Source organism: Enterococcus moraviensis ATCC BAA-383, from assembly GCF_000407445.1.
Taxonomy (GTDB): domain Bacteria; phylum Bacillota; class Bacilli; order Lactobacillales; family Enterococcaceae; genus Enterococcus_L; species Enterococcus_L moraviensis.
Genome location: NZ_ASWB01000003.1, coordinates 187254 through 214146, shown reverse-complemented (window position 1 = coordinate 214146; position 26893 = coordinate 187254). Strand labels below are relative to the sequence as shown.

Annotated in this window: 39 protein-coding genes; all 39 read left to right on the top strand. The window is 39.2% G+C overall.

Features of this window, described 5'->3' with window-relative positions:
- The first annotated feature begins 111 nt into the window (after nt 1-111).
- On the top strand, nt 112-1572 hold the full coding sequence (gene iolA, locus I586_RS11085) for a methylmalonate-semialdehyde dehydrogenase (RefSeq protein ID WP_010766231.1): 1461 nt from the start codon (nt 112-114) through the stop codon (nt 1570-1572).
- 19 nt (nt 1573-1591) lie between these two features.
- The gene (gene iolB, locus I586_RS11080) at nt 1592-2410 is read left to right on the top strand and encodes a 5-deoxy-glucuronate isomerase (protein WP_010766230.1); all 819 of its coding nucleotides are present in this window, start codon (nt 1592-1594) and stop codon (nt 2408-2410) included.
- Nucleotides 2411-2424: 14 nt separating this feature from the next.
- On the top strand, nt 2425-3384 hold the full coding sequence (gene iolC / locus I586_RS11075; protein WP_010766229.1) for a 5-dehydro-2-deoxygluconokinase: 960 nt from the start codon (nt 2425-2427) through the stop codon (nt 3382-3384).
- A 21-nt stretch (nt 3385-3405) separates the two neighbouring features.
- Entirely contained in the window at nt 3406-5319 is a 1914-nt protein-coding gene (gene iolD, locus I586_RS11070; protein WP_010766228.1) for a 3D-(3,5/4)-trihydroxycyclohexane-1,2-dione acylhydrolase (decyclizing), read from the top strand.
- A 125-nt stretch (nt 5320-5444) separates the two neighbouring features.
- Complete coding sequence (locus I586_RS11065) at nt 5445-6449, top strand: Gfo/Idh/MocA family protein (protein WP_010766227.1); 1005 nt, start codon at nt 5445-5447, stop codon at nt 6447-6449.
- A 244-nt stretch (nt 6450-6693) separates the two neighbouring features.
- Nucleotides 6694-7722 carry an inositol 2-dehydrogenase gene (iolG, locus tag I586_RS11060; protein ID WP_010766226.1) on the top strand — a complete coding sequence of 343 codons (1029 nt, stop codon included), beginning with the start codon at nt 6694-6696 and terminating at the stop codon, nt 7720-7722.
- Between the two features lie 29 nt (nt 7723-7751).
- On the top strand, nt 7752-8645 hold the full coding sequence (gene iolE / locus I586_RS11055) for a myo-inosose-2 dehydratase (protein WP_010766225.1): 894 nt from the start codon (nt 7752-7754) through the stop codon (nt 8643-8645).
- Between the two features lie 24 nt (nt 8646-8669).
- Complete coding sequence (locus I586_RS11050; protein WP_010766224.1) at nt 8670-10271, top strand: solute:sodium symporter family transporter; 1602 nt, start codon at nt 8670-8672, stop codon at nt 10269-10271.
- A gap of 53 nt (nt 10272-10324) precedes the next feature.
- Nucleotides 10325-10630, top strand: a complete 306-nt coding sequence (locus tag I586_RS11045; protein WP_010766223.1) for a PTS sugar transporter subunit IIB — start codon at nt 10325-10327, stop codon at nt 10628-10630.
- A gap of 411 nt (nt 10631-11041) precedes the next feature.
- Entirely contained in the window at nt 11042-11350 is a 309-nt protein-coding gene (gene rpsJ, locus I586_RS11040) for a 30S ribosomal protein S10 (protein WP_002389727.1), read from the top strand.
- A 24-nt stretch (nt 11351-11374) separates the two neighbouring features.
- The gene (gene rplC / locus I586_RS11035; RefSeq protein ID WP_010766222.1) at nt 11375-12004 is read left to right on the top strand and encodes a 50S ribosomal protein L3; all 630 of its coding nucleotides are present in this window, start codon (nt 11375-11377) and stop codon (nt 12002-12004) included.
- A gap of 25 nt (nt 12005-12029) precedes the next feature.
- On the top strand, nt 12030-12653 hold the full coding sequence (gene rplD, locus I586_RS11030; RefSeq protein WP_010761689.1) for a 50S ribosomal protein L4: 624 nt from the start codon (nt 12030-12032) through the stop codon (nt 12651-12653).
- Entirely contained in the window at nt 12653-12943 is a 291-nt protein-coding gene (gene rplW, locus I586_RS11025; protein WP_010761688.1) for a 50S ribosomal protein L23, read from the top strand. The genes rplD and rplW overlap by 1 nt, the downstream gene beginning before the upstream one ends.
- Before the next feature lie 38 nt (nt 12944-12981).
- Entirely contained in the window at nt 12982-13812 is an 831-nt protein-coding gene (gene rplB / locus I586_RS11020) for a 50S ribosomal protein L2 (RefSeq protein ID WP_010761687.1), read from the top strand.
- Between the two features lie 42 nt (nt 13813-13854).
- A complete protein-coding gene (gene rpsS, locus I586_RS11015; RefSeq protein WP_010761686.1) occupies nt 13855-14133 on the top strand; it encodes a 30S ribosomal protein S19 in 279 nt (92 codons plus the stop codon).
- Nucleotides 14134-14154: 21 nt separating this feature from the next.
- Nucleotides 14155-14502: a 50S ribosomal protein L22 gene (rplV, locus tag I586_RS11010; protein WP_010761685.1), complete on the top strand. Its 348-nt coding sequence runs from the start codon at nt 14155-14157 to the stop codon at nt 14500-14502.
- Between the two features lie 208 nt (nt 14503-14710).
- Entirely contained in the window at nt 14711-15367 is a 657-nt protein-coding gene (rpsC, locus tag I586_RS11005; protein WP_010766221.1) for a 30S ribosomal protein S3, read from the top strand.
- A gap of 2 nt (nt 15368-15369) precedes the next feature.
- Entirely contained in the window at nt 15370-15804 is a 435-nt protein-coding gene (gene rplP, locus I586_RS11000; protein ID WP_002356208.1) for a 50S ribosomal protein L16, read from the top strand.
- Nucleotides 15794-15982, top strand: coding sequence for a 50S ribosomal protein L29 (rpmC, locus tag I586_RS10995; RefSeq protein WP_010766220.1), 189 nt, complete (start codon nt 15794-15796; stop codon nt 15980-15982). The genes rplP and rpmC overlap by 11 nt, the downstream gene beginning before the upstream one ends.
- A 23-nt stretch (nt 15983-16005) precedes the next feature.
- The gene (gene rpsQ, locus I586_RS10990; RefSeq protein ID WP_010766219.1) at nt 16006-16272 is read left to right on the top strand and encodes a 30S ribosomal protein S17; all 267 of its coding nucleotides are present in this window, start codon (nt 16006-16008) and stop codon (nt 16270-16272) included.
- A 59-nt stretch (nt 16273-16331) separates the two neighbouring features.
- On the top strand, nt 16332-16700 hold the full coding sequence (gene rplN, locus I586_RS10985) for a 50S ribosomal protein L14 (protein ID WP_010766218.1): 369 nt from the start codon (nt 16332-16334) through the stop codon (nt 16698-16700).
- A gap of 34 nt (nt 16701-16734) precedes the next feature.
- Nucleotides 16735-17043 carry a 50S ribosomal protein L24 gene (rplX, locus tag I586_RS10980; RefSeq protein ID WP_010761679.1) on the top strand — a complete coding sequence of 103 codons (309 nt, stop codon included), beginning with the start codon at nt 16735-16737 and terminating at the stop codon, nt 17041-17043.
- A gap of 26 nt (nt 17044-17069) precedes the next feature.
- A complete protein-coding gene (rplE, locus tag I586_RS10975; protein ID WP_010766217.1) occupies nt 17070-17609 on the top strand; it encodes a 50S ribosomal protein L5 in 540 nt (179 codons plus the stop codon).
- A gap of 18 nt (nt 17610-17627) precedes the next feature.
- A complete protein-coding gene (locus I586_RS10970; RefSeq protein ID WP_002356214.1) occupies nt 17628-17813 on the top strand; it encodes a type Z 30S ribosomal protein S14 in 186 nt (61 codons plus the stop codon).
- A gap of 35 nt (nt 17814-17848) precedes the next feature.
- Nucleotides 17849-18247, top strand: coding sequence for a 30S ribosomal protein S8 (gene rpsH, locus I586_RS10965; RefSeq protein ID WP_010761677.1), 399 nt, complete (start codon nt 17849-17851; stop codon nt 18245-18247).
- A gap of 31 nt (nt 18248-18278) precedes the next feature.
- Nucleotides 18279-18815: a 50S ribosomal protein L6 gene (rplF, locus tag I586_RS10960; RefSeq protein WP_010766216.1), complete on the top strand. Its 537-nt coding sequence runs from the start codon at nt 18279-18281 to the stop codon at nt 18813-18815.
- A 96-nt stretch (nt 18816-18911) separates the two neighbouring features.
- Nucleotides 18912-19268, top strand: a complete 357-nt coding sequence (gene rplR, locus I586_RS10955; protein WP_010761675.1) for a 50S ribosomal protein L18 — start codon at nt 18912-18914, stop codon at nt 19266-19268.
- A gap of 20 nt (nt 19269-19288) precedes the next feature.
- Nucleotides 19289-19789: a 30S ribosomal protein S5 gene (gene rpsE, locus I586_RS10950; protein ID WP_010761674.1), complete on the top strand. Its 501-nt coding sequence runs from the start codon at nt 19289-19291 to the stop codon at nt 19787-19789.
- A 13-nt stretch (nt 19790-19802) separates the two neighbouring features.
- Nucleotides 19803-19982: a 50S ribosomal protein L30 gene (gene rpmD, locus I586_RS10945; protein WP_010766215.1), complete on the top strand. Its 180-nt coding sequence runs from the start codon at nt 19803-19805 to the stop codon at nt 19980-19982.
- Nucleotides 19983-20018: 36 nt separating this feature from the next.
- Entirely contained in the window at nt 20019-20462 is a 444-nt protein-coding gene (gene rplO / locus I586_RS10940; RefSeq protein ID WP_010766214.1) for a 50S ribosomal protein L15, read from the top strand.
- On the top strand, nt 20462-21760 hold the full coding sequence (gene secY / locus I586_RS10935; protein ID WP_010766213.1) for a preprotein translocase subunit SecY: 1299 nt from the start codon (nt 20462-20464) through the stop codon (nt 21758-21760). Before rplO ends, secY begins: the two co-directional genes overlap by 1 nt.
- Nucleotides 21761-21959: 199 nt before the next feature.
- The gene (locus I586_RS10930; RefSeq protein ID WP_010766212.1) at nt 21960-22610 is read left to right on the top strand and encodes an adenylate kinase; all 651 of its coding nucleotides are present in this window, start codon (nt 21960-21962) and stop codon (nt 22608-22610) included.
- Between the two features lie 194 nt (nt 22611-22804).
- The gene (gene infA / locus I586_RS10925) at nt 22805-23023 is read left to right on the top strand and encodes a translation initiation factor IF-1 (RefSeq protein WP_002356224.1); all 219 of its coding nucleotides are present in this window, start codon (nt 22805-22807) and stop codon (nt 23021-23023) included.
- Nucleotides 23024-23055: 32 nt separating this feature from the next.
- Complete coding sequence (rpmJ, locus tag I586_RS10920) at nt 23056-23172, top strand: 50S ribosomal protein L36 (RefSeq protein WP_002288710.1); 117 nt, start codon at nt 23056-23058, stop codon at nt 23170-23172.
- Between the two features lie 18 nt (nt 23173-23190).
- Complete coding sequence (gene rpsM / locus I586_RS10915; protein WP_010766211.1) at nt 23191-23556, top strand: 30S ribosomal protein S13; 366 nt, start codon at nt 23191-23193, stop codon at nt 23554-23556.
- Between the two features lie 27 nt (nt 23557-23583).
- A complete protein-coding gene (gene rpsK, locus I586_RS10910; protein ID WP_010761668.1) occupies nt 23584-23973 on the top strand; it encodes a 30S ribosomal protein S11 in 390 nt (129 codons plus the stop codon).
- Nucleotides 23974-24053: 80 nt separating this feature from the next.
- Nucleotides 24054-24992, top strand: a complete 939-nt coding sequence (locus tag I586_RS10905) for a DNA-directed RNA polymerase subunit alpha (protein WP_010761667.1) — start codon at nt 24054-24056, stop codon at nt 24990-24992.
- Nucleotides 24993-25019: 27 nt separating this feature from the next.
- Nucleotides 25020-25403: a 50S ribosomal protein L17 gene (gene rplQ, locus I586_RS10900; RefSeq protein ID WP_010766210.1), complete on the top strand. Its 384-nt coding sequence runs from the start codon at nt 25020-25022 to the stop codon at nt 25401-25403.
- Between the two features lie 288 nt (nt 25404-25691).
- Nucleotides 25692-26891, top strand: coding sequence for a hypothetical protein (locus I586_RS10895; RefSeq protein ID WP_010766209.1), 1200 nt, complete (start codon nt 25692-25694; stop codon nt 26889-26891).
- The last annotated feature ends 2 nt before the right edge of the window (nt 26892-26893 follow it).

The following is a 26893-nucleotide window of genomic DNA, read 5'->3' as shown; positions in this document are numbered from 1 at the left end:
AGGTTGACTATCGGAAATTGGAATTGTACAATGTAATCAAAAGTTAACCAAATATTATCATGATATGACCATCGCGTTGATTTTTAATAGAAAACAAGGAGGACGATATAGATGGTAGCGGTACGAAAGTTAAAAAATTATATTGGTGGAAAATGGGTAGTCAGTCGTACAGAAGAATACGAAACAGTTTTTAATCCAGCTACGAAAGAAGAATTGTGTGAAGTGCCACTTTCTACGAAAGAAGATTTGGAAGAAGCAGTCATAGTTGCTAACGGGGCTTTCGAAACCTGGAAAGAAATGGCTGTTCCGAGACGTGCGAGAATTCTATTCAATTATCAGCAACTCCTAATCAAACATAAAGCAGAATTGGCTCGTTTGATTACATTAGAGAATGGAAAAAATCTAAACGAAGCTTTAGGAGAAGTTCAACGAGGAATTGAAAATGTAGAATTTGCGGCTGGAACGCCAACGTTGATGATGGGGGATTCATTAGCTTCGATTGCAACGGATGTAGAAGTTGCCAACTATCGTTACCCAATTGGAGTTGTTGCGGGAATCTCACCCTTTAACTTTCCGATGATGGTTCCTTGTTGGATGTTTCCAATGGCGATTTCTTGTGGGAACAGTTTTGTTTTGAAACCATCGGAAAGAACGCCTTTATTGACTGAACGGTTGGCTGAATTGTTTACAGAAGCTGGCTTGCCTGCTGGTGTTTTTAATATTGTTTATGGTGCACATGATGTTGTTAATGGGATTTTAGAACATCCAGAAGTGAAAGCGATTTCCTTTGTTGGGTCGAAACCTGTCGGCGAGTATGTGTACACTGAAGGTAGTAAACATTTGAAGCGTGTGCAAGCATTGACAGGTGCGAAAAATCATTCAATTGTTTTAAAAGATGCAGACTTGGATGATGCTGTAACCAATATTGTGTCAGCAGCTTTTGGTTCTGCAGGTGAGCGTTGTATGGCGTGTGCGGTAGTAACTGTTGAAAATGAAATAGCAGATGCATTTATCGATAAATTACAAGAAAAAGCATCTGGTATCAAAGTAGGGAATGGCTTAGACGATGGTGTCTTTTTAGGACCAGTCATTCGAGCAGAAAATCAAAAAAGAACACTCGCTTATATTGAAAAAGGGATCGAAGAAGGAGCACGTTTGATTGCGGATGGTAGGGAAAATAGTCCAGATAATGGTTATTTTGTCGGTCCAACTATTTTTGATGGTGTGACAACAGATATGACGATCTGGCGGGATGAAATTTTTGCCCCAGTATTATCGATCATTAGAGTAGAAAACTTGAAAGAAGCAATTAGGACAGCTAATCAGTCTGAATTTGCAAATGGTGCTTGTCTTTTCACGAATAATGCCTCAGCGATTCGTTACTTTAGAGAACAAATTGATGCAGGCATGCTAGGCATCAATTTGGGTGTACCAGCACCTATGGCATTCTTTCCTTTTTCTGGTTGGAAGTCTTCCTTTTATGGCACACTTCATGCGAATGGCAAAGATAGCGTAGAGTTTTATACGCGTAAAAAAGTAGTGACAGCACGGTATCCTAAAGCGAATATTTAATGTGAAAGAAGGAGTAAGGATGGCTCATTTAAATTATAAACCTGTCACGCAAAAGTTATCTAAAGGCGTTACATTGCTTCAGCATATCAATAAAGAAAATACAGCGCTACAGTACATTGAATTAAAAGTAATCAAAATGACTAGTGGAGCTGTATTTCAAGAAAAATTAGGGAAGCAAGAAGTATGTATCGTTGCCCTGACAGGGAAAATCACTGTAACAGATGGAGAACAAACCTTTGAAAAAATCGGCACACGAGAAAATGTCTTTGAGAAAATCCCGACTGACAGTGTTTATATCTCAATAGAACAGACGTTTGAAATCACAGCGATATCTGAAGCGACGGTAATTCTTTGTTACTCACCCTCTGAAAAGAAAAAAGCAACCGCTCTGATCAAGGCGTCGGACAACACCATTGAACAACGAGGGAAATATCAGAATAAACGGTTAGTTCATAATATTTTACCAGACACTAGTCCAATTGCAGATCTTTTGTTAGTTGTGGAAGTGTTCACTGATGGTGGTAACTGGTCTAGTTACCCACCGCATAAGCACGATCAAGATAACTTACCGTTGGAATCTAAATTAGAAAAAACCTATTATCATGAAATGAATCCAAGGCAAGGTTTTGTGTTTCAGCGAGTGTATACAGATGATCGTTTACTTGATGAAACAATGACTGTGGAAAATGGAGATGTGGTTGTTGTTCCTAAAGGCTATCATCCAGTAGGAGTGCCGGATGGTTATGACTCATACTACTTGAACGTAATGGCTGGCCCAACTAGAAAATGGCAGTTTCACAACGATCCTGACCACGAATGGATTTTAACTAGAGAATAGAAGGAGTGATGAGGATGACGAAAAAATTTGATATGATCGCCCTTGGTCGAGCATGCATTGATTTGAATGCAGTGGAGTATGATCGACCGATGGAAGAGACGATGACCTTTAAAAAATATGTAGGTGGTTCACCAGCAAATATCGCAATTGGCAGTGCAAAGTTAGGTGTAAAAGTTGGTTTTATTGGGAAAATTTCAGATGACCAGCATGGACGTTTCATCAAAGAATACATGAGCAAAGCTGGAATCGATACGAGCCAAATGTTCACTGATCAAAAAGGGCACAAAGCAGGATTAGCTTTTACGGAAATCAAAAGTCCAGAAGAATGTAGTATTTTGATGTATCGAGATCAAGTGGCAGACCTGTACCTAGCACCAGAAGAAATCGATGAAGACTATATCAAACAAACAGATCTTTTGTTAGTATCTGGAACGGCTCTTGCACAAAGTCCTTCTAGAGAGGCGGTACTTAAAGCGATTGCTTATGCTAGAAACAATCAGGTGAAAGTTGCATTTGAACTAGATTATCGTCCTTATACATGGCAATCACCAGAAGATGTTTCCGTTTATTATTCAATTGTTGCCGAAAATGCTGACATTGTAATCGGTACAAGAGATGAATATGATGAAATGGAAGGCGAAAAAGGTGGAACCAATCAAGCTACCATAGACTATCTATTTCAGCATCAACCAGAGCTAATCGTAATTAAGCATGGTGTAAAAGGTTCCTATGCCTATACCAAAAAGGGGGAAACCTATCAAGCAGGTTCTTATAAGACACAGGTGTTGAAAACGTTTGGTGCAGGCGACTCTTATGCAGCAGCCTTTTTATATGCACTGAATACAGGGAAAGACATTGAAACTGCATTAAAATATGGTAGCGCATCGGCAGCTATTGTTGTTAGTAAGCATAGCTCATCAGAAGCGATGCCGACAGCTAAAGAAATCGAGCAATTAATTGCAGAACAATCTTGATAAAAATAAGGTGGGGAAGTAATGGTTAAAAAAATTCGATTAACCACAGCACAAGCACTGATTAAATTTTTGAATCAACAATATATACAAGTGGATGGTGAAGAATTTCCTTATGTTGAAGGGATTTTCAATGTCTTTGGTCACGGCAACGTTTTAGGAATCGGTCAAGCGCTTGAAGAAAATCCAGGCCATTTGAAAGTGATCCAAGGTAAGAATGAACAAGGGATGACGCATACGGCAGTGGCGTATAGTCGGCAGAAACTAAGACAGAAAATTTTTGCTGTTACAGCATCAGCTGGTCCAGGCTCGGCCAATATGGTCACTGCGGCGGCAACAGCGTTTGCCAATAACATTCCAGTACTGATCTTACCAGCAGATACATTTGCTACACGGCAGCCGGATCCAGTTTTACAGCAATTAGAACACGAAACAAGTGCAGCAATCACGACGAATGATGCATTTAAAGCAGTTTCCAGATATTGGGATCGTATTCAACGACCAGAACAGCTGATGAGTAGTCTGTTGAGAGCGTTTGAAGTCATGACCAATCCGGCGACGTGCGGCCCAGCAACGATTTGTATTGCACAAGACACAGAGGCTGAAGCATATGATTACGATGAAGACTTCTTTAAAAAAAGAGTCCATTATATTGATCGGCAAGTTCCGACAGAACGGGAACTAAAGGGGGCAACAAAGAGAATCGCAGCAAGTAAGAAACCAGTGATCATCGTTGGAGGGGGAGCAAAGTATTCCGAAGCGCGTGAAGCTTTGATTCGTTTATCTTTACAATGTGGGATTCCGTTAGTTGAAACACCTGCGGGAAAATCCACTGTAGAAGCAGATTTTAAGAATAACTTAGGTGGTACTGGCGTTCTAGGGACATTAGCAGCCAACAAAGCAATTCGACAAGCTGATTTGATTATTGGGATTGGAACGAGGTATACAGATTTTACAACTTCTTCTAAAACTGCGTTTGATTATGAACAAGCAAAATTTTTGAACATCAATGTCAACCGCATGCAGGCCTATAAGTTTGATGCTTTCCAGCTTGTTGGTGACGCAAGAGAGACGTTAGAGAGACTGATACCAATGTTGGCAGAATATCAGACAGCATTTGGTGGAAGTATTCAACAGCTGAAAGAAGAGTGGCTGGTTGAAAGAAGTCGTCTAGGAGAGATTTCTTTTTCAAGGGAAAACTTTTCACCAGAGATCAAAGAGCAATTCACTCAAGAAATTCTAAATGAGTATGCGGATGTGTTACAGACTGAACTGACCCAAACCAGTGCATTTCTTACAATCAATCATACTGTAGCTAAGGAAAGTATTGTCATTGCATCAGCTGGATCCTTACCTGGCGATATGCAGCGTTTATGGAATCCACTCGTGCCAAATACCTACCATCTGGAATATGGTTATTCTTGTATGGGCTATGAAATCAGTGGTGCTTTAGGGGTGAAGTTGGCCAGTCCAACACAAGAAGTGTACGCCATGGTAGGTGATGGTAGTTTCTTGATGCTTCACTCAGAACTGATTACAGCGCTACAATATGGGGAAAAAATCAATATTCTATTATTTGATAATTCTGGATTTGGCTGCATCAATAATTTACAAATGGGAAATGGTAGCGGTAGCTATAAGTGTGAGTTTAGAGATCAAAATGATCAAATCATGAATATCGATTATGCAAAAGTTGCGGAAGGCTACGGTGCTATAGCTTATCGTGCTAATACGAAAGAAGAGCTTATTGCTGCGCTGGAAGATGCTAAAAAACAAGAAAAATCTACGCTAATCGAAATGAAGGTTTTGCCGAAAACGATGTCAGACGGCTATGATAGCTGGTGGCATGTTGGAGTTGCTGAGATTTCAAAAAGTCCAGCAGTCCAGGCGGCTTATGAGGGAAGCCGAGAAATGCTGAAAAGAGCTAAAGAGTATTAGTGATACAAGCCCGCTTTTTTTATAGAAGCGGGCAAATAGTTGAATGCTTTTGAAAGCGCATACGATTCGGCGGAGTTAGGAGAACTGTCCAGTAGGTTTGTAAAAAAGAAAATGGAGGCAAAATAATGGATTTAAAAGTTGGCGTCATTGGAACAGGTGCAATCGGAATCGAACATATCAAACGAATCAATGAAAAAGTACAAGGAGCTTATGTTACTGCAGTTTCTGATATCAATGTGGAACAAGCAAAAAGTTTAGCGAATCAGATCAGCGCTGTTTTCTTTGAAACAGGAGAAGAACTGATTGCTTCAACCGAGGTGGATATTGTTGTAGTCACGTCTTGGGATCCAACCCATGAAAAATATGTATTAGAAGCAATCAAACATGGAAAATACGTTTTCTGTGAAAAGCCTCTAGCTACAGATAGCGCCGGCTGTAAACGAATCGTTGATGCTGAAATTGAAGCTGGAAAAAAATTAGTTCAAGTTGGTTTTATGAGAAGATACGATCGCGGTTATATCGAGTTGAAAGAAGCGATCGAAACTAAAAAATTTGGTGAACCGTTGATGCTTCATTGTGCCCATAGAAATCCGACTGCGGATGAAAATTACCTAACGCCAATGGCAATCATCAATACAGGAATCCATGAAATTGATGCGCTGCGTTGGTTACTTCAAGAAGATTACGTTTCAGCTCAGATGATTTTGCCTAAACAAACAAGTTTTACACATGAAAAATTACATGATCCGCAAATGCTGATTTTAGAGACCGCATCTGGAATTCATATTGATTTAGAGATTTTCGTTAATTGTCAGTTTGGCTATGATATCAAATGTGATGTTGTCTGTGAAACGGGTGAGGTTGGGCTAGAAGATCCAGCATACACTCATGTGAAGGCGAAAGGTAAAAACTATACTAAAGTCGCGCCGGATTGGCAAACTCGTTTTGTTGAAGCATATGACTATGAGTTTGAGTTGTGGATCCGTTCAATTCAAACTGGCAATCTAACAGGACCGACTGCTTGGGATGGTTATGTTGCAGCGGTTACGATGGATGCCTGTGGTAAAGCTAGAGATACTGGCGAGCGAACATTGATTCAATTACCAGAATGTCCAGCATTATATAAATGAAGCAAGAGGCTGGAACCTAACTCTATGAGTCGTAGCTTAGCTTCAAAGAATCTCACTAAGCGGTGAGGGTAGAAACGCCTATTATTTAGCTGAAAGAGCTAATCTTTCGGGAAAAAGTGAAAAATGAATAGGACAAAACAGTACAGTCGTTTTTTCTTTTTCCTATCAAGCTTGAACGAGCAGTTACGCTGGGGGATCCAGTTGTGTGAGTTCGCTAAACTTTTATACGAGGAGGATATATGGAATGGAAAACATCAAAGTTGGAATTGTCGGTTTAGGTCGCTTAGGGAAAGTTCACGCTAAAAATTTAGCTGAGAATGTTCAGGGATGCCAATTAATTGCTGCTTGCAGCTTTGCTCAAGAGGAATTAGATTATGCTGTTACGGAATTAGGTGTACAAGAAACATACAAAAACTACGAGGAAATGGTAAAAAGTCCAACGATCGATGCAGTTTTTATTGTTTCGCCGTCTGGTTTTCATTGTGAGCAAATTCAATTGGCAATGAAACATGGTAAACATGTCTTCAGTGAAAAACCGATTGGCTTGGATTTAGCTGAAATACAAGAAACTGAGCGAGTGATCCAAAGTCGGCCGGATCAGATATTTATGCTAGGATTTATGCGTCGCTATGATGATTCATATCGCTATGCTAAACGGTTAGTAGATTCAGGTGAATTAGGAGAGCTGACTCTGATACGGTGTTATAGCATTGATCCTAGTTCAGGTATGGAAAGTTTTGTGAAGTTTGCTGGTGCTAGCGATAGTGGCGGGATTTTCATGGATATGTCGATTCATGATATTGATTTAGTCCGCTGGTTTACAAAGAAAGAAGTAAGCAAAGTTTGGGCGATAGGCAAAAATGCGGCTTACCCTGAATTAGATAAAGTAGGGGAATTGGAAACAGGAGCAGCGATGATGCAGTTGGAAAATCAAGCGATGGCGATCTTAGTCGCAGGCCGAAATTGTCATCACGGATATCATGTAGAAACAGAGCTGATTGGAACCAAAGGAATGCTCAGAGTAGCGGCAGCACCAGAGAAAAATTTAGTCACGATAATGGATGAAACAGGCGTTGTACGAGCTTGTTCACAAGACTTTCCAGAAAGATTTCGTGAAGCATTCGTCAATGAAGCGAAAGAGTTTATTGCTTGCATAAAAGAGAAACGTCAGCCACAAGTTTCAGCTTATGATGGATTGCAGTCGACAAAAGTAGCATTAGCATGTAGAAAATCGTTTGAAACAAGTGAATTGATTGAAATTGACAATGGATAAGCAACATTACTTAGAAAGGGGAGAAAAAAATGAATGAGTCAAAAATTCGTTTAGGGATTGCACCGATCGCCTGGACAAATGATGATATGCCGGAGTTAGGTAAAGAAAATACATTTGAGCAGTGCATTAGTGAAATGGCTTTATCAGGATTTGTGGGAACTGAGATTGGGAACAAGTATCCAAAAAATCCAGAGATATTACGGCCTTATCTTGATATTCGAGGGTTGTCGGTAGCAAGCGCCTGGTTTAGTGCCTTTTTAACAACGAAGCCTTATGAGGAGACAGAACAAGCTTTTATTGAACATATGAATTTTCTGAACGCTATGGGGGCTAAAGTAATCGTTGTTTCGGAACAAGGTCATAGTATTCAAGGACAGATGGAGCTGGCTATTTTTAAAGAGAAACCTGTATTTTCAGAATCAGATTGGCAAGCATTGGCAACGGGTTTGGAGCGTTTAGGCGATTTGGCAAATGCTAAGGGGATGGCTATTGTTTATCATCATCATATGGGAACCGGTGTGCAGACGACTGAAGAAATCAATCGTTTGATGGAACTGACTGATCCTAAGAAAGTTTCTTTACTGTTTGATACTGGGCACTTAGTTTTCTCTGGTGAAGATCCAATTGAGATTTATCAAAAATATCAAGACCGTATCAAGCACATCCATTTTAAAGACATTCGAGAGGATGTAGCAAAACAAGTAAGTGCTACGGATCAAAGCTTTTTAAATGCAGTTAAAGCCGGTGTGTTTACTGTTCCAGGAGACGGAATGATCGATTTTGCGCCTATTTGGGAAGCGATCAAGACTAGTGGGTATGAAGGCTGGATCGTGGTTGAAGCAGAACAAGATCCAGCGAAGGCGAATCCTTTTGAATATGCCGTGAAAGCGAGAAATTATATTCGTAAAATCACGAGTATTTAAAATCCAAAAAAGGAGCGGAATTCTATGAATCTATTTTCACTTATTAGTTTTGTTGTAATCGTAGCGTGTGTCTGGATTTTTGCGTACAGTCGTGCTAAAGGTGTGGATACTTCTGGCTCAGAAGGATTCTTTATGGGTGGTAGAAGCCTGACTGCTTTGCCAATCGCAGGTTCCATTATCATGACCAACTTATCGACAGAACAAATCGTTGGTCAAAATGGGCAAAGCTATCATGCGGGTATGGAAGTTATGGCGTGGGAAGTAACAGCTGCGATAGCAATCGTTGCATTGGCTGTTGTCTTTTTGCCAAAATATTTTAAGTATGGCATCAATACCGTCTCAGATTTTATTGAAATTCGCTATGATACAGTGACCAAGCGGATTATTTCGATTTTATTTATTGTAACATACATGATTTCTTTTTTACCTGTTGTTTTATATTCAGGTTCACTTGTTTTTAATAAAATTTTCCATATAGATGAACTGCTAGGTGTTCGGCCGATTGTCGCAATTATTTTGGTTGCGTTGATCATCGGTGTGATCGGTATTCTCTATTTATTGATCGGCGGCTTATCATTGAGCGCCAATAGTGATACAGTTTATGGCGTTGGGTTGCTGATTTGCGGTCTGTTGATTCCGATTCTAGGTGTGATGAAATTGGGCGAGGGCAACTTTATTGGTGGAATCGATTATATTGTGGACCATACACCATGGCTTTTGAATTCTGTTGGTGCAATCGATTCAGCGATTGTGCCGTGGCCAACGTTGATCACAGGGATGTTGTTTAACAATTTGTATTTTTGGTGTACTAATCAAATGATCGTACAAAAAGCGTTGTCAGGGAGAAATTTAGCAGAAGCGCAAAAAGGGACATTTATCGTAGGTCTTTTCAAAGTGTTTGGGGCATTGTTCTTAGTCTTTCCAGGAATCGTTGCACGCAATATCTTTGGAGATGCATTGATGAATAATCCTGATAATGCCTATCCATATCTTGTGACGGAAGTGTTGCCGCAAGCTTTGTTTGGTGTATTTGCCGCTGTGATTTTTGGGGCGATCTTGTCATCCTTTGCCGGAGCCCTAAATGCGACAGCAACTCTGTTTTCGCTAGATTTCTACAAACCTGTACTTAATAAGCAAGCAGATGATAAGCAAATAGCTCGAGCTGGGAAAATTGTTACTATAGTAGTAGGGGTGATCTCTGTGATTGTGGCACCATTCATTTCCTTCGCTCCAGCGGGATTATATCAATTTGTGCAAGAATTCAATGGATTATATAATATGCCGTTGCTAGTGATTATATTGTTTGCCTTTTATTCTAAAAAAGCTACCGCTATTGCAGCGAAATCGACAATTGCTATCCATATTGTTTTGTATGCATTATCAAAAGTCTTTTTGAAAGACATTCATTTCTTGTATGTGCTAAGTCTGCTATTTTTCTTAGACGTTTTAATCATGCTGCTTATTTCTAAGTGGAAGCCAGATGGAAATTTTGTGTTGGAGTCATTTGACACGAAAGTAGATATTAAACCTTGGCGTTACACAAAAGTTGTTTCTGTTGTGTTAGTTGTCATCGTCATTTTGACGTATGTTGCATTTTCTCCGATAGGTTTAGCAAGCTTGCAATAAGGTGAAAATAAGATGTTCAGGAAAAGTATGTATCGATTAACAGGAGGTCTAATATGGAAAAAAACATTTTGATTATTTGTGAGGCTGGAATCAGCGCCTCATTATTGGTTTCAAAAATTCTTGAATCACTTAGAGAAAAAGAGTTAGAATACGCAATCGATTATGCACCTGTCAGTCGTGTTCAGGAGAAACTAGCATTTAAAAATTACGATGTATTGCTTTTAACCCCTCAAGTTGCACGGTATGAGGATAAAATACAAACAATCGTTGATCAGGAAAAATGTACATCTAAAATCATCTTTATAAAACCGGAAGATTTTCAGTATATGAATGTGGAGCGAATGATTAGTCAACTGTAAATATAAAGGGATAGGACGAAACGAAACATGTTTTGTCTTATTTTTTTCTCGTGAAATATAGCATATTTGTTAGAGGTACGTTAGCATATAATTCATTTTTTCTTCTATTATAAAGTTTTTAAATTGTTCATTGGATTCATTGTGAATAAAGAAATAAAAATTCAAGAAAATGCTTGCAGCAAAAAAAAATCTTTTTTCTGAAAAAAACCTTGCTATTACTATGTTTCTGTAATATAATTACAAAGGTGCTGTTTACAGAAGTGTAATAAGCATTGGTAAATCAAGCTTTTGATCTACCGGCTAAGAAACGAGAGGTTGCGACACGCCCGGACGCTTTGCCACGAACGAGCGTGACGGAAAAATTTTCGTGGAGCTATGTCTACTTTCAAAATAGGCGAAGGAGGGAACAAGATGGCAAAACAAAAAATTCGTATCCGTTTAAAAGCGTATGAACACCGTATTTTAGATCAATCAGCGGATAAAATTGTGGAAACAGCAAAAAGAACTGGAGCTGACGTGTCAGGACCAATTCCATTACCAACAGAACGCTCGCTTTACACAGTTATTCGTGCGACTCATAAATACAAAGATTCACGCGAACAATTCGAAATGCGTACGCACAAACGTCTAATCGACATTGTGAACCCAACACCAAAAACAGTTGATGCTTTAATGAAGCTTGACTTACCATCTGGTGTGAATATTGAAATCAAACTATAAAATCAAGATGATGGAGGTGTACTCATGACCAAAGGAATCTTAGGAAAAAAAGTGGGAATGACACAAATCTTTACTGAGTCTGGTGAATTAATTCCAGTAACAGTAGTTGAAGCTACGCCAAACGTAGTTTTACAAGTAAAAACTGTTGAGACTGACGGATACGAAGCTATCCAAATCGGTTACCAAGACAAACGTGAAGTATTAGCGAACAAACCTGCGAAAGGTCATGTTGCAAAAGCAAACACGGCTCCTAAGCGCTTCATTAAGGAATTCAAAAATGTTGAGCTAGGAGAATATGAAGTAGGTAAAGAAATTAAGGTAGATGTTTTCCAAGCAGGAGACATTATTGATGTTACAGGAACTTCGAAAGGTAAAGGATTCCAAGGCGTTATCAAACGTCACGGACAAAGCCGCGGACCAATGAGTCACGGATCTCGTTACCACCGTCGTCCTGGGTCAATGGGTCCAGTTGCACCTAACCGTGTATTTAAAAATAAAAAACTTGCCGGCCGTATGGGTGGTAACCGCGTAACAATTCAAAACCTTGAAATTGTTAAAGTGGACGCTGAAAGAAATGTAATCATGATCAAAGGTAACATTCCTGGAGCGAAAAAATCATTAATCACAATCAAATCAGCTGTGAAAGCTAAATAAGCGTAGGGAAAGGAGGAACTAAGGAATGCCGAATGTAGCATTATTTAAACAAGATGGAACTCAAAATGGTGAAATCACTTTAAACGAAGAGATTTTCGGAATCGAACCAAATGAAACTGTTGTCTACGATGCAATCATCATGCAACGTGCTTCATTAAGACAAGGTACACACTCAGTAAAACACCGCGGAGAAGTTCGTGGCGGCGGCCGTAAACCATGGCGTCAAAAAGGAACTGGTCGTGCTCGTCAAGGTTCAATTCGTTCACCACAATGGCGTGGAGGTGGCGTAGTCTTCGGACCAACACCGCGTTCTTACAGCTACAAACTTCCTAAAAAAGTTCGTCGTTTAGCAATGAAATCTGTATTGTCAGATAAAGTTGCTGAAAACAACTTGGTAGCAGTTGAAGCGTTAGGCTTTGATGCACCAAAAACAAAAGAATTCAAACAAGTTTTAACTAACTTATCTATTGATGCGAAAGTATTAGTTGTTTTAGAAACAGGAAATGATTTTGCAGCATTGTCTGCACGTAATCTACCAAACGTTTCTGTAGTAACTTCTGATAACGTAAGTGTTTTAGATATCGTTTCTAATACTAAAGTATTGGCAACACAAACTGCTCTTACTCAAATTGAGGAGGTGCTTGCATAATGAACTTACTAGACGTAATCAAACGCCCAGTGATCACTGAAAAATCCATGCTTGCTATGGACGAAAAGAAATACACTTTCGAAGTGGACACTCGCGCAAACAAAACTTTAGTAAAACAAGCTGTTGTAGCAGCATTTGATGTTAAAGTTAAAAACGTAAACATCATTAACGTGCGCCCTAAATTTAAACGTATGGGTAAACATGCTGGTTACACAAAAAAACGTCGCAAAGCTGTTGTGACATTAACAGATGATTCAAAAGAAATTCAAATTTTCGATGCTGCTGAATAAGCAGTCCATGTTAACTATTAAATGGGAGGGAAAAAGACGTGGCGATTAAAAAGTATAAACCTACCACAAATGGCCGTCGTAATATGACAGCATCTGATTTTGCTGAAATCACGACATCAACACCTGAAAAATCGTTGTTGGCGCCATTAAAAAACCATGCCGGTCGTAACAACAACGGTCGTATTACAGTTCGTCATCAAGGTGGCGGTCACAAACGTCAATACCGTATGATCGACTTCAAACGTAATAAAGATAACGTTGTAGCGGTTGTCAAAACTATCGAGTATGATCCAAACCGTTCTGCTAACATCGCGTTAGTACATTACGAAGATGGAATCAAAGCATACATTCTAGCACCAAAAGGATTGGAAGTAGGCATGCGCCTTGTTTCCGGTACTGAAGCAGATATTAAAGTAGGGAACGCATTACCATTGGAAAATATTCCAGTAGGTACTGTTGTCCACAACATTGAAATGAAACCTGGTAAAGGCGGTCAATTGATCCGTTCTGCTGGAACAAGTGCTCAAGTACTTGGTAAAGAAGGCAAATACGTATTAATCCGTTTGAACTCTGGTGAAGTTCGTATGATCTTAGCAACTTGCCGTGCAACTATCGGTTCTGTTGGTAACGAACAACACGAATTAATCAACATTGGTAAAGCAGGCCGCTCTCGTTGGATGCGTAAACGCCCGACAGTTCGTGGTAGCGTAATGAACCCGAACGATCACCCACACGGTGGTGGTGAAGGTAAACAACCGATCGGACGTAAAGCTCCAGTATCACCTTGGGGTCAACCAGCTATCGGCTTGAAAACTCGTAATAAAAAAGCTAAATCAGACAAACTTATCGTTCGTCGTCGTACTAAATAATTTTTTTGACCATGTGTCGTACATTTTGAGAGGAGGTTCACCATGGGTCGTAGTTTGAAAAAAGGACCTTTCGCTGATGAGCATTTAATGAAAAAAGTAGAAGCTCAACAAGGTGCCGAAAAGAAGAAAGTAATTAAAACTTGGTCTCGCCGTTCTACAATTTTTCCAACATTCGTTGGATTTACAATTGCCGTATATGATGGACGTAAACACGTTCCTGTATACATCCAAGAAGACATGGTAGGACATAAATTAGGTGAATTTGCACCAACTAGAACTTATCGTGGCCACGGAGCCGACGATAAGAAAACTAGACGTTAATTTTGAGGGGAGGAAATGCAAATGTCAGAACAAATTACATCAGCTAAGGCAACTGCTAAAACAGTTCGCACTTCACCTCGTAAAGCCCGTTTAGTAATCGATCTTATCAGAGGTAAAAGCGTTGCGGATGCAATTTCTATCTTGAAATTCATGCCAAACAAATCTGCTGGAATCATTGAAAAAGTTTTAATGTCAGCAGTTGCTAACGCAGAAAATAACTTTGACTTAGACGTTGAAAACTTAGTAGTATCTGAAGCATTTGTCAACGAAGGACCAACAATGAAACGCTTCCGTCCTCGTGCAAAAGGTTCAGCATCACCAATCAATAAACGTACAAGTCATCTTACAGTAGTCGTATCAGAAAAATAATCTGTTTTTAAACAGACGTCACTTAATAAGAGGAGGAGCCTAGTACAAAGGTTATTAAGGGAACAACGTTCCTTTCAGTCACCTTGTACTGTGCCACATCAGTTCTGCGAAGCAGTCACTGTGTGTTACAGCAATGGCTACCGGACCTCATGATGAAACCTATTTATTTTAATGAATAGGTGTCAAAAGATAAGAGGAGGGACAATCAGTGGGTCAAAAAGTACATCCAATTGGAATGCGTGTAGGCATCATCCGCGACTGGGATGCAAAATGGTATGCTGAAAAAGAGTATGCTGAGTTCTTACACGAAGATTTAAGAATCCGTAAATTTATCGCGACAAAACTTGCTGATGCCGCTGTGTCTACAATTGAGATCGAGCGCGCTGCAAATCGTGTAAACATTTCAATCCACACAGCTAAACCAGGTATGGTTATCGGTAAAGGCGGATCTGAAGTCGAAAACCTAAGAAAATCATTAAATTCATTAACTGGTAAAAGAGTTCATATCAACATCATTGAAATCAAAAAACCAGATTTAGATGCAAAATTAGTAGGCGAAGGAATTGCACGTCAATTAGAAAACCGTGTTGCTTTCCGTCGTGCTCAAAAACAAGCGATCCAACGCACTATGCGTTCAGGCGCTAAAGGTATCAAAACACAAGTATCAGGTCGTTTAAACGGTGCTGATATCGCTCGTTCAGAAGGTTACTCTGAAGGTACAGTTCCACTTCACACTTTGCGTGCTGATATTGATTACGCATGGGAAGAAGCAGACACAACTTACGGAAAATTAGGAGTTAAAGTGTGGATTTACCGTGGAGAAATTCTTCCAACGAAAAAAAACACTGAGAAAGGAGGGAAATAATCATGTTAGTACCTAAACGTGTAAAACACCGTCGTGAATTTAGAGGTAAAATGCGTGGTGAAGCCAAAGGCGGAAAAGAAGTAGCATTTGGTGAATGGGGTTTACAAGCAACTGAATCTCACTGGATTACTAACCGTCAAATCGAAGCTGCCCGTATTGCTATGACTCGTTATATGAAACGTGGCGGGAAAGTATGGATTAAAATTTTCCCTCACAAATCATATACAAGTAAAGCAATTGGTGTTCGTATGGGTAAAGGTAAAGGGGCTCCTGAAGGCTGGGTTTCACCAGTTAAACGTGGCAAGATCATGTTTGAAATCGCAGGCGTACCTGAAGAAGTAGCTCGTGAAGCACTTCGCCTTGCATCCCACAAATTACCGGTGAAAACCAAAATTGTAAAACGTGAGGAAATGGGTGGTGAATCGAATGAAGGTTAAAGAAATCAGAGAATTAACCACTGCCGAAATGCTTGAAAAAGAAAAGCAATTCAAAGAAGAATTATTTAATCTTAGATTCCAACTAGCAACAGGTCAATTAGAAAACACTGCACGTATTAAAGAAGTACGTCAATCGATTGCACGCATCAAAACAGTATTGCGTGAACAAGCTAACTAATAGTGGAAGGAGGCCAAACGCGTATGACTGAAGAAAGAAATCAACGCAAAGTTTACCAAGGTCGTGTTGTTTCAGACAAGATGGATAAAACTATCACTGTTGTCGTAGAAACAAAGAAAAACCATCCTATTTATGGTAAACGTATGAAATATTCTAAGAAATACAAAGCTCATGATGAAAACAACACTGCAAAAGTTGGAGACATCGTAAGAATCATGGAAACTCGTCCATTATCAGCTACAAAACGTTTCCGTTTACTAGAGGTAGTCGAAGAAGCAGTTGTCATCTAATAAAAACGAGATTTTCCTATATAGATTGAAACATAAAATCTGAAAGGGGGATACACATCGTGATCCAACAAGAAAGCCGATTAAAAGTCGCAGATAACTCAGGTGCTCGTGAAATCTTAACGATTAAAGTACTAGGTGGTTCTGGACGTAAAACTGCTAATATTGGTGACGTGATTGTTGCTACGGTTAAACAAGCAACGCCAGGTGGGGTTGTCAAAAAAGGTGAAGTCGTAAAAGCCGTTATCGTTCGTACTAAATCAGGAGCTCGTCGTACAGACGGTTCATACATTAAATTTGATGAAAATGCTGCTGTAATTATTCGTGATGATAAGAGCCCGCGTGGAACTCGTATCTTCGGTCCTGTTGCACGTGAATTACGTGAAAACAACTTCATGAAGATCGTTTCTCTAGCACCAGAAGTATTATAATCAGGACACGTATCAAAGGAGGTGCGAAACAGTAATGTTTGTTAAAAAAGGCGATAAAGTGAAAATTATCACTGGTAAAGACAAAAATAAAGAAGGCGTTGTATTAGCAGCGTTTCCTAAAAAAGACAAAGTCATCGTTGAAGGTGTTAACATCATGAAAAAACACCAAAAACCAAATCAAGCAGCGCCGCAAGGCGGAATCCTAGAAGTCGAAGCGCCGATTCATGTTTCTAATGTAATGGTGATTGACGGAACAGGTGTAGCTGGTCGTGTAGGTTACAAAGAAGTCGATGGAAAAAAAGTCCGTGTTTCTAAAAAAACCGGTGAAGTCTTAGATAAATAGATTAAAAGGAAGGAGGGGCTTACTAAATGAACCGCCTGAAAGAAAAATATATTAAAGAAATTACTCCATCATTAGTGGAAAAATTTAATTATAGTTCAGTTATGCAAACACCAAAAGTTGATAAGATCGTTATTAACATGGGTGTGGGTGACGCTGTTTCAAACGCAAAAAATTTAGATAAAGCAGTTGAAGAATTAGCATTGATCACAGGTCAAAAACCATTGATCACAAAAGCTAAAAAATCAATCGCTGGTTTCCGTTTACGTGAAGGTATGCCAATCGGTGCGAAAGTTACTTTACGCGGAGAAAGAATGTACGAATTTTTAGATAAATTAGTATCTGTTTCTTTACCTCGTGTACGTGACTTCCACGGAGTAAGCAAAAAAGCTTTTGACGGACGTGGTAACTATACTTTAGGTGTTAAAGAACAATTAATCTTCCCAGAAGTTGATTATGATTTAGTAGATAAAGTACGCGGTATGGACATCGTTATTGTAACAACAGCAAACACAGATGAAGAATCTCGTGAATTGTTGACACAATTAGGTATGCCATTCCAAAAATAATAAAAGGAGGCGAACTACGTGGCTAAAAAATCAATGATTGCTAAAAACAAACGCCCTGCAAAACATTCAACACAAGCGTATACTCGTTGTGAACGTTGCGGACGTCCACATTCAGTTTATCGTAAATTTCATCTTTGCCGTATTTGCTTCCGCGAACTTGCCTATAAAGGTCAAATTCCCGGCGTGAAGAAAGCTAGCTGGTAAACAAGTAAACTCGCATAAAGGAGGTAAATAGTTCAATGGTCATGACAGATCCAATTGCAGATTTTCTAACGCGCATTCGTAATGCAAACATGGTTAAACATGAAAGCTTAGAAGTGCCTGCGTCAAAAATCAAACGTGATATCGCTGAAATCTTGAAACGTGAAGGTTTTGTACGCGATGTAGAATATATCGAAGATGACAAACAAGGCGTGATTCGTGTTTTCCTTAAATACGGTAAAAACGAAGAACGTGTTATCACAAACTTAAAACGTATTTCTAAACCAGGTTTACGTGCTTATGTCAAATCTGACGAAGTACCTAAAGTATTGAATGGTCTAGGAATCGCGATTATCTCTACTTCTGAAGGTGTTGTAACTGATAAAGAAGCAAGAGCTAAAAACATCGGCGGCGAAGTAATCGCCTACGTATGGTAATTTAAAAAAACACACAAGGAGGTGTCTCTAAGTGAGCCGTATTGGTAATAAAATCGTTGTACTTCCTGCTGGCGTTGAAGTCAAACAAGAAGGAAACAACATTACTGTAAAAGGACCTAAAGGTGAATTAACACGTGAATTTTCTGCTGATATCACAATGAATATCGAAGGAAACGAAGTAACTTTCACTCGTCCAAATGATAGCAAAGACATGAAAACAATTCACGGAACAACTCGTGCGAACTTCAACAACATGGTTGTTGGTGTAAGTACAGGCTTTGAAAAAGCTCTTGAACTTATCGGGGTTGGGTACCGTGCCCAAATGCAAGGGACTACATTAGTTCTTAACGTTGGGTATTCTCATCCAGTAGAAATTACACCACCAGCTGGTGTAACTGTAGAAGTACCTTCGAATACACAAGTAGTTGTAAAAGGCGCTAACAAAGAACACGTTGGTGAATTAGCAGCGAATATTCGTGGTACTCGTCCTCCAGAACCTTATAAAGGCAAAGGAATCCGTTATGTTGGCGAATTCGTACGTCGTAAAGAAGGTAAAACTGGTAAATAATAGCAGCTTGAGAGTTATTTTTCAATTCAGTTTGAAAAATAACGATCCGTTGTCTATCGCAGCTTAATAGCTAGCAAATATAAAGAGGTGACAATTGTGATTACAAAACCAGATAAAAACAAAACACGCCAAAAGAGACATCGTCGTGTACGTAACAAAATCTCTGGTACTGCTGAGTGCCCACGCTTGAACGTATTCCGTTCTAACAAAAACATCTACGCGCAAATTATTGATGACGTAGCGGGTGTAACGCTAGCAAGTGCCTCTGCCTTAGATAAAGAAATTTCAGGTGGAAACAAAACAGAAACAGCCGCAGCTGTTGGTAAATTAATCGCTGAACGTGCCGCTGAAAAAGGCGTTAAAGTAGTAGTCTTTGACCGTGGTGGATACCTTTACCATGGCCGCGTGCAAGCTTTAGCTGAAGCAGCGCGTGAAAATGGACTAGAATTTTAGGAGAAGGAGGAACACCATTCATGGTTTATATTGATCCAAAACACTTGGAATTAGAAGACCGCGTGGTTTCTATCAACCGTGTAACGAAAGTTGTTAAAGGTGGACGTCGTCTACGCTTTGCAGCATTAGTTGTTGTGGGAGATAAAAACGGTCACGTTGGCTTTGGGACTGGTAAAGCACAAGAAGTGCCAGAAGCAATCCGTAAAGCAATCGAAGACGCGAAGAAAAACTTAGTGGAAGTACCTATGGTTGGTTCTAGTATCCCTCACGAAGTGATTGGGGTATTCGGTGGTGGCCGTATCCTTATGAAACCTGCAGTAGAAGGTTCTGGGGTAGCCGCTGGTGGACCAGTTCGTGCCGTATTGGAATTAGCTGGTGTAGCAGATATTACATCAAAATCATTAGGTTCAAACACTCCAATCAACGTTGTTCGCGCAACAGTTGAAGGGTTAAAACAATTAAAACGTGCCGAAGAAGTGGCAGCACTTCGTGGTAAATCTGTAGAAGAAATTTTAGGATAAGGAGGACATAAGAATGGCTGAATTAAAAGTTACATTAAAACGCAGCATCATCGGACGTCCTCAAAACCAAAAAGATACAGTTAAAGCATTAGGTTTAGGAAAAGTAAACAGCTCTGTTGTCAAACCTGATAATGTTGCCATTAAAGGTATGATCAACACTGTGTCTCATTTAGTGGACGTTGAAGAAGTTTAATTTACAATAGTACATTGTTAAGGAGGTGCCAAACCAATGAAACTTCATGAATTGAAACCTGCTGAAGGTTCACGCCAAGTACGTAACCGTGTTGGACGTGGTACTTCATCTGGTAATGGTAAAACATCTGGCCGTGGACAAAAAGGGCAAAAAGCTCGTTCAGGCGGTGGTGTAAGACTAGGATTTGAAGGGGGTCAAACTCCATTATTCCGTCGTTTACCAAAACGTGGCTTCACGAACATCAACCGTAAAGATTATGCAGTCATCAACTTAGATGTCTTAAATCGTTTCGAAGATGGAACTGAAGTAACACCTGTAGGATTGATCGAAGCTGGAATCGTTAAAAACGAAAAAGCTGGAATCAAAGTTCTTGCTAACGGTGAATTAACAACTAAAAAATTAACTGTGAAAGCAGCTAAATTCTCTAAAGCAGCAGAAGAAGCAATTGTTGCAGCTGGTGGATCAATCGAGGTGATCTAATGTTTAAACTATTAAAAGACGCTTTTAAAGTCAAAGACATTAGATCAAAAATTTTGTTTACTGTATTCATTCTTTTTGTATTTCGTTTAGGTGCGCATATAACTGTACCTGGCGTAAATGCAAAAGGTTTGCAAGACTTGAGCAATTTACCATTTTTAAATATGTTGAATATGGTCAGCGGTAGTGCAATGCAAAATTTCTCCATCTTCTCGATGGGGGTTTCGCCTTACATTACAGCATCGATCATTATCCAACTGTTACAAATGGATATCATTCCCAAGTTCGTAGAATGGTCGAAGCAAGGTGAAGTTGGACGTAAGAAATTGAATCAAGCAACAAGATATCTAACGATTGTCTTGGGTATTGCTCAGTCAATGGGGATTACTGCTGGATTTCAAAGTTTAAGTCAAACAGGGATCGTAAAAAATCCTAATATCAACACTTTTGTGATGATTGCTGTGATTTTAACAGGTGGAACAATGTTTGTTACATGGTTAGGAGAGCAAATTACTGAAAAGGGAATCGGAAATGGTGTGTCAATGATCATCTTCGCCGGGATTATTTCCCGCGTACCAGAAGGGATCAAAGAAATCATTGATGATTACTTTATCAATATTGAATCTTCTAGAATTTGGCAATCTGTTATCTTTATCGTGATATTGATTATTGCAATATTGGCTGTTGTTACATTAGTAACCTTTTTCCAGCAGGCAGAACGAAAAATTCCAATCCAATATACAAAACGCGTTTCTGGTGCACCAACAAGTAGTTATTTACCGTTAAAAGTAAATGCTGCGGGTGTTATCCCAGTTATCTTTGCAAGTTCGTTGATTGCTACGCCGAACGCTGTTTTACAAGCCTTCTCTAAGAATTATTCTGGTGAAGGTTGGTATGATATAATGACACAAATTTTTAGTTACAATACCGTTCCAGGTGCTATTATATACACTGTGCTGATCGTTGCTTTTACATTCTTCTATGCATTTGTTCAAGTTAACCCTGAGAAATTAGCGGAAAACTTACAAAAACAAGGAAGTTATATTCCAAGTGTACGACCAGGTAAAGGGACAGAAGAATATATTTCTGGAATGTTAATGAGACTAAGTGTTGTCGGTTCTATTTTCCTAGGTTTAGTTGCATTACTACCAATTATTGCACAAATGATTTGGAAGTTACCGCAATCTATCGGTTTAGGAGGAACAAGCTTACTGATTGTAATAGGTGTTGCTTTAGAAACAGCGAAACAGTTAGAAGGTTTAATGTTGAAACGTCAATATGTTGGCTTTATCAATAAGTAAGAGTCGTGTGTTGAGGATCATCCTCAGCACATATACGGCGGGACAGAAGCAAGCTCCTTCGGAAATAATCTGAAGTTCACTAAAATTTTTAATTTTTGTGAATTCCCTCTTATTTCTCGGAGCTAGACACTTCCGTCGCGACCTTAACTCTCGCTAGGCTAGCTTCAAAAGCCAGCCTTTAAAATTAGGAGGAAATGAAATGAACCTCATTTTAATGGGATTGCCTGGAGCAGGCAAAGGAACTCAAGCAGAACAGATTGTGGATACTTATGGTATTCCTCATATTTCTACAGGAGATATGTTCCGTGCTGCAATGAAAAACGAAACTGCTCTTGGCTTAGAAGCGAAATCTTATATCGATAAAGGTGCTTTGGTTCCAGATGATGTAACAAATGGAATTGTCAAAGAACGTTTGGCAGAACCTGATACTGATAAAGGATTTTTATTAGATGGTTTTCCACGTACTTTGGATCAAGCAGAAGCATTAGATAAAATGTTAACAGAGTTAAACAAAAAAATTGATGCTGTCATCGACATCCATGTTGAAGAAGAAATTTTGGTTGAACGTTTAGCTGGTCGGTTTATCTGCCGATCATGTGGAGCAACCTACCATAAGATCTTCAATCCTCCTACTGTAGAAGGCACATGTGATCGTTGCGGCGGACATGAATTTTATCAAAGAGAAGATGATAAGCCCGAAACGGTCAAAAACCGTCTGGCTGTCAACATCAAAAGCAGTGCACCAATTTTAGACTTTTATAAGGCTAAAAATGTATTGCACACAATAGATGGGAATCGCGAAATCGATACTGTTTTTTCTGAAGTGAAAGAAATCATTGAAAAAAAATAGCTATCTGATTAGCCGCAAGCTTACCATTTGTGTTTGATTCAGATTCTCTTGCCAAATAGAATAGTTTATGATAGAATATATCAGTCCGACTTCTACCTTTTTGTGGAAGCTTAATTGAAAATTCTAGGTGGGAGCTGAAGTTTCCGCCATTTTATCGTGTGAAAATGCGAAACAAGTACAAGGAGGTACTGTGCGTGGCTAAAGAAGATATGATTGAAGTCGAAGGTACAGTCGTCGAAACTTTGCCGAATGCAATGTTTAAAGTTGAACTAGAAAATGGACACCAAGTTCTTGCTACTGTTTCCGGTAAGATCCGTATGCATTATATTCGAATTTTACCTGGGGATAAAGTGACTGTAGAGTTATCTCCATATGATTTAACTCGTGGTCGAATCACTTATCGCTTTAAATAATTGTACTCCGTAAAATTCAGGGAGGTATTATCATGAAAGTAAGACCATCAGTAAAACCAATGTGTGAACATTGTAAAGTAATTCGCCGTAAAGGACGTGTTATGGTCATTTGCCCAGCAAATCCAAAACATAAACAACGTCAAGGATAATAGGAGGTGTAACGTAGAATGGCTCGTATTGCAGGAGTAGACATCCCTCGTGATAAACGTGTAGTAATTTCCCTTACTTATATTTTTGGTATTGGTAACACTACTGCTAAGAAAGTTTTAGCAAACGTTGGCGTATCTGAAGATATTCGCGTTCGTGACTTAACAAACGAACAAACAGATGCTATCCGTGCGGAAATTGATAAGTTAAAAATTGAAGGTGATCTTCGTCGTGAAGTGAACTTGAACATCAAACGCTTGATGGAAATCGGTTCATACCGTGGAATCCGTCACCGTCGTGGATTACCAACTCGTGGACAAAACACGAAAAACAATGCACGTACTCGTAAAGGCCCAGCTCGTACTGTAGCAGGCAAGAAAAAATAATTCCTAAGTGAAGGAGGTTAGATCCTCATGGCAGCAAAAAAAGTTAGTCGTAAACGCCGTGTGAAAAAGAATATAGAAACTGGGATTGCACATATCCATTCTACATTCAATAATACAATTGTAATGATCACTGACAGTCATGGTAATGCATTAGCATGGTCATCTGCAGGTTCATTAGGTTTTAAAGGAAGCAAAAAATCAACACCGTTTGCAGCTCAAATGGCCGCAGAAGCTGCAACTAAAGCAGCACAAGAACACGGACTTAAAACTGTTGATGTAACAGTTAAAGGACCTGGTTCTGGACGTGAAGCAGCGATTCGTTCATTGCAAGCAACAGGTTTAGAAGTGACTGCAATTCGTGACGTGACTCCAGTTCCTCATAATGGATGCCGCCCTCCAAAACGCCGTCGTGTTTAATGAGTGCCACTCATTCTGAGTTTGAATTAAGAACGTCATTGAACAAGACACTTTTCGTTTTGAAAGGGGTATAGATAAGAATGATTGAATTTGAAAAACCAAGAATCGAAAAAATTGATGAAAATAGAGATTATGGCAAGTTCGTCGTTGAACCACTGGAAAGAGGTTACGGGACTACTTTAGGCAATTCTCTACGTCGTATTTTATTGTCTTCTTTACCGGGAGCGGCTATTACCAATATTCAAATCGATGGTGTGTTACATGAATTTTCTACAATTAAAGGTGTACGAGAAGACGTAACTCAAATTATTTTGAATATTAAAGGTTTAGCATTAAAGCTTTATGCAGAAGAAGAAAAAACCCTTGAGATCGATATTACAGGACCTGCTACAGTAACTGCTGGCGATATTATCGTCGACAGCGATGTTGAGATCTTGAATAAAGATTTAATTATCTGTAGTGTCTCTGAAGGAGCTACTTTCCATGCTCGCTTAACAGTGAAACCTGGTCGTGGCTATGTTCAAGCAGACGAAAACAAAAAGGAAGATATGCCGATTGGTGTTCTCCCTGTTGACTCCATCTATACACCAGTTCGTCGTGTCAACTACCAAGTAGAAAACACTCGTGTTGGTCGTCGTGATGATTTCGACAAATTAACAATGGAAATATGGACTGATGGTTCAATCATTCCTCAAGAAGCCCTTAGCTTAGCTGCTAAGATTATGACGGAGCATTTAGACATCTTTGTTAACCTTACTGATGAAGCGAAAAACGCTGAAATCATGGTTGAAAAAGAAGAAACACAAAAAGAAAAAATGCTAGAAATGACCATCGAAGAACTAGACTTGTCTGTTCGTTCATACAACTGTTTAAAACGTGCAGGTATTAACACTGTACAAGAACTTACAAATAAATCTGAACCAGAAATGATCAAAGTACGTAATTTAGGTCGTAAATCTCTTGAAGAGGTTAAACTAAAACTACATGATTTAGGTTTAGGCTTACGTAAAGACGATTAATACTTTTTACGAAGGAGGAAAACCAACGTGGGTTATCGTAAATTAGGACGCACATCAAGCCAACGTAAGGCAATGTTGCGTGACTTAACTACTGATTTAATTATCAATGAACGTATCGTTACGACTGAAGCTCGTGCGAAAGAAATTCGTTCGACTACAGAAAAAATGATTACTTTAGGCAAACGTGGAGATCTTCATGCACGTCGTCAAGCAGCTACTTATGTACGTAATGAAGTTGCTAGTGTTCGTGAAGAAAACGAAGCAGTTGTTGTTGAATCAGCTTTACAAAAACTATTCAACGATCTTGCACCTCGTTACGCTGAACGCCAAGGTGGTTACACTCGTATCTTGAAGACAGAACCAAGACGCGGAGATGCAGCACCAATGGTAATTATCGAATTTGTTAAATAATCAAACTATACCGTCACTTTATAGATGATTCTTTTAGAGTGTTATGATGTTGGAGGCGACTCCTAGTCTAGCTCAACGCTTTCCCTGTCAGACTTGGTTTGGCAGGGAAGCACTCATCATAGTATAAGGTGTATTTTTTTGTCCTAAGAATATTTTCTTAGGACTTTTTGTGTTGGAAAAGAATAGTTCTTAATTTTTGTTATGTTATTGATTCTGAGTGTAATTTTTAGTATACTTTTATTAGTCGGAATTTTCTGACAAAAAAAGGAGTTTTAAGGGGGAGTTATTGTGGCACAAATGACAGCTTTCACATTACTGATGGCGATTCTGTCCATTGGAGATATTGTATCAAATAAAACAAAAGCTTGGATTTCTTCTGTTTTCGTTTGTGCAGTACTCTTTGTTATAGGGTATTGGACATTTTTTCCAGAAAATATTGTTGAGATTGCGGGAATTCCACCAGTTGTTGCGACGTTGCTAATGTACCTTTTGATTACTAATATGGGGACGTTATTGTCAATCAAAGAATTAGCTAATCAATGGAAAACGATTGTAATCACACTTTCGGGTATTATAGGTATTGTTGTATTATTATTGACGGTGGGGTCGATCGTTTTTGATTTAAAGACGGTTCTCGTTGCAGTTCCACCACTGGTTGGCGGTGTTGTCTCATCGTTGATTATGTCTGAAGCAGCTCAAACAGCTGGGCTGACATCTTTATCTGTATTAGCAATTTTGATTTATGTGATGCAGGGATTTGCTGGGTATCCTTTAACATCTATCATGTTGAAAAAAGAAGGTAAACGTATGCTGGAAAAATACCGTAGTGGAGAATGGACACCAGTTCATGAGCAAGAAACCCAAACTACTACGACGGACAATGACGTTCCTAGATTATTTAAAAAGATCCCTAAAAAGTACCATACGGATTTTTCACGAATATTTCGTTTAGCGATTGTAGCTTTGATTGCGTATTATGTTTCAGTTTGGTGCGCACCGGTTGTATCGATCAGTCCCTTTGTATTATGTTTATTTTTTGGAGTGCTAGCTTCTTCGATTGGATTTTTAGAAAAGCAACCATTGAAGAAAGCAAACAGTTTTGGTTTTGCTATATTAGGATTGATGCTTTTTATTTTTGATGGATTAAAGAAAGCAACACCTGAAATGCTAGAAGAACTCTTTTTACCAATGGTTGGTATTATAGTAATTGGTGTTATCGGTATGTACATTTTTTCTGGGATTGTAGGGAGACTGCTAGGTGTTAGTAAAGAAATGGCGTTTGCAGTATCACTCACAGCTCTGTATGGCTTCCCAGCAGATTACATTATTACCAATGAAGTGATCCAATCCTTGACGGAAGATGAAAAGGAAAAAGAAGCACTCACCAGCCATATGATGCCACCAATGTTGGTTGCAGGATTTATTACTGTTACAATCGTATCGGTGATACTTGCAGGAATTTTTTCAAGTATTTTATTGAGTTTATAGAA

Bases quoted from the DNA above. Each gene is read 5' to 3' on its own strand.
- I586_RS11050 (WP_010766224.1), top strand. From the start codon at position 8,670: ATGAATCTATTTTCACTTATTAGTTTTGTTGTAATCGTAGCGTGTGTC.
- I586_RS10905 (WP_010761667.1), top strand. From the start codon at position 24,054: ATGATTGAATTTGAAAAACCAAGAATCGAAAAAATTGATGAAAATAGA.
- iolE (WP_010766225.1), top strand. From the start codon at position 7,752: ATGAATGAGTCAAAAATTCGTTTAGGGATTGCACCGATCGCCTGGACA.
- rpmD (WP_010766215.1), top strand. From the start codon at position 19,803: ATGGCTGAATTAAAAGTTACATTAAAACGCAGCATCATCGGACGTCCT.
- rpsH (WP_010761677.1), top strand. From the start codon at position 17,849: ATGGTCATGACAGATCCAATTGCAGATTTTCTAACGCGCATTCGTAAT.
- iolD (WP_010766228.1), top strand. From the start codon at position 3,406: ATGGTTAAAAAAATTCGATTAACCACAGCACAAGCACTGATTAAATTT.
- rplO (WP_010766214.1), top strand. From the start codon at position 20,019: ATGAAACTTCATGAATTGAAACCTGCTGAAGGTTCACGCCAAGTACGT.
- rpsE (WP_010761674.1), top strand. From the start codon at position 19,289: ATGGTTTATATTGATCCAAAACACTTGGAATTAGAAGACCGCGTGGTT.
- rplW (WP_010761688.1), top strand. From the start codon at position 12,653: ATGAACTTACTAGACGTAATCAAACGCCCAGTGATCACTGAAAAATCC.
- rplV (WP_010761685.1), top strand. From the start codon at position 14,155: ATGTCAGAACAAATTACATCAGCTAAGGCAACTGCTAAAACAGTTCGC.
- I586_RS10930 (WP_010766212.1), top strand. From the start codon at position 21,960: ATGAACCTCATTTTAATGGGATTGCCTGGAGCAGGCAAAGGAACTCAA.
- rplE (WP_010766217.1), top strand. From the start codon at position 17,070: ATGAACCGCCTGAAAGAAAAATATATTAAAGAAATTACTCCATCATTA.
- I586_RS11065 (WP_010766227.1), top strand. From the start codon at position 5,445: ATGGATTTAAAAGTTGGCGTCATTGGAACAGGTGCAATCGGAATCGAA.
- rplD (WP_010761689.1), top strand. From the start codon at position 12,030: ATGCCGAATGTAGCATTATTTAAACAAGATGGAACTCAAAATGGTGAA.
- rpsJ (WP_002389727.1), top strand. From the start codon at position 11,042: ATGGCAAAACAAAAAATTCGTATCCGTTTAAAAGCGTATGAACACCGT.
- rpsQ (WP_010766219.1), top strand. From the start codon at position 16,006: ATGACTGAAGAAAGAAATCAACGCAAAGTTTACCAAGGTCGTGTTGTT.
- iolA (WP_010766231.1), top strand. From the start codon at position 112: ATGGTAGCGGTACGAAAGTTAAAAAATTATATTGGTGGAAAATGGGTA.
- I586_RS11045 (WP_010766223.1), top strand. From the start codon at position 10,325: ATGGAAAAAAACATTTTGATTATTTGTGAGGCTGGAATCAGCGCCTCA.
- rpsS (WP_010761686.1), top strand. From the start codon at position 13,855: ATGGGTCGTAGTTTGAAAAAAGGACCTTTCGCTGATGAGCATTTAATG.
- rpmJ (WP_002288710.1), top strand. From the start codon at position 23,056: ATGAAAGTAAGACCATCAGTAAAACCAATGTGTGAACATTGTAAAGTA.
- secY (WP_010766213.1), top strand. From the start codon at position 20,462: ATGTTTAAACTATTAAAAGACGCTTTTAAAGTCAAAGACATTAGATCA.
- iolB (WP_010766230.1), top strand. From the start codon at position 1,592: ATGGCTCATTTAAATTATAAACCTGTCACGCAAAAGTTATCTAAAGGC.
- rpsK (WP_010761668.1), top strand. From the start codon at position 23,584: ATGGCAGCAAAAAAAGTTAGTCGTAAACGCCGTGTGAAAAAGAATATA.
- rplX (WP_010761679.1), top strand. From the start codon at position 16,735: ATGTTTGTTAAAAAAGGCGATAAAGTGAAAATTATCACTGGTAAAGAC.
- rplC (WP_010766222.1), top strand. From the start codon at position 11,375: ATGACCAAAGGAATCTTAGGAAAAAAAGTGGGAATGACACAAATCTTT.
- iolC (WP_010766229.1), top strand. From the start codon at position 2,425: ATGACGAAAAAATTTGATATGATCGCCCTTGGTCGAGCATGCATTGAT.
- rpmC (WP_010766220.1), top strand. From the start codon at position 15,794: ATGAAGGTTAAAGAAATCAGAGAATTAACCACTGCCGAAATGCTTGAA.
- rpsM (WP_010766211.1), top strand. From the start codon at position 23,191: ATGGCTCGTATTGCAGGAGTAGACATCCCTCGTGATAAACGTGTAGTA.
- iolG (WP_010766226.1), top strand. From the start codon at position 6,694: ATGGAAAACATCAAAGTTGGAATTGTCGGTTTAGGTCGCTTAGGGAAA.
- rplP (WP_002356208.1), top strand. From the start codon at position 15,370: ATGTTAGTACCTAAACGTGTAAAACACCGTCGTGAATTTAGAGGTAAA.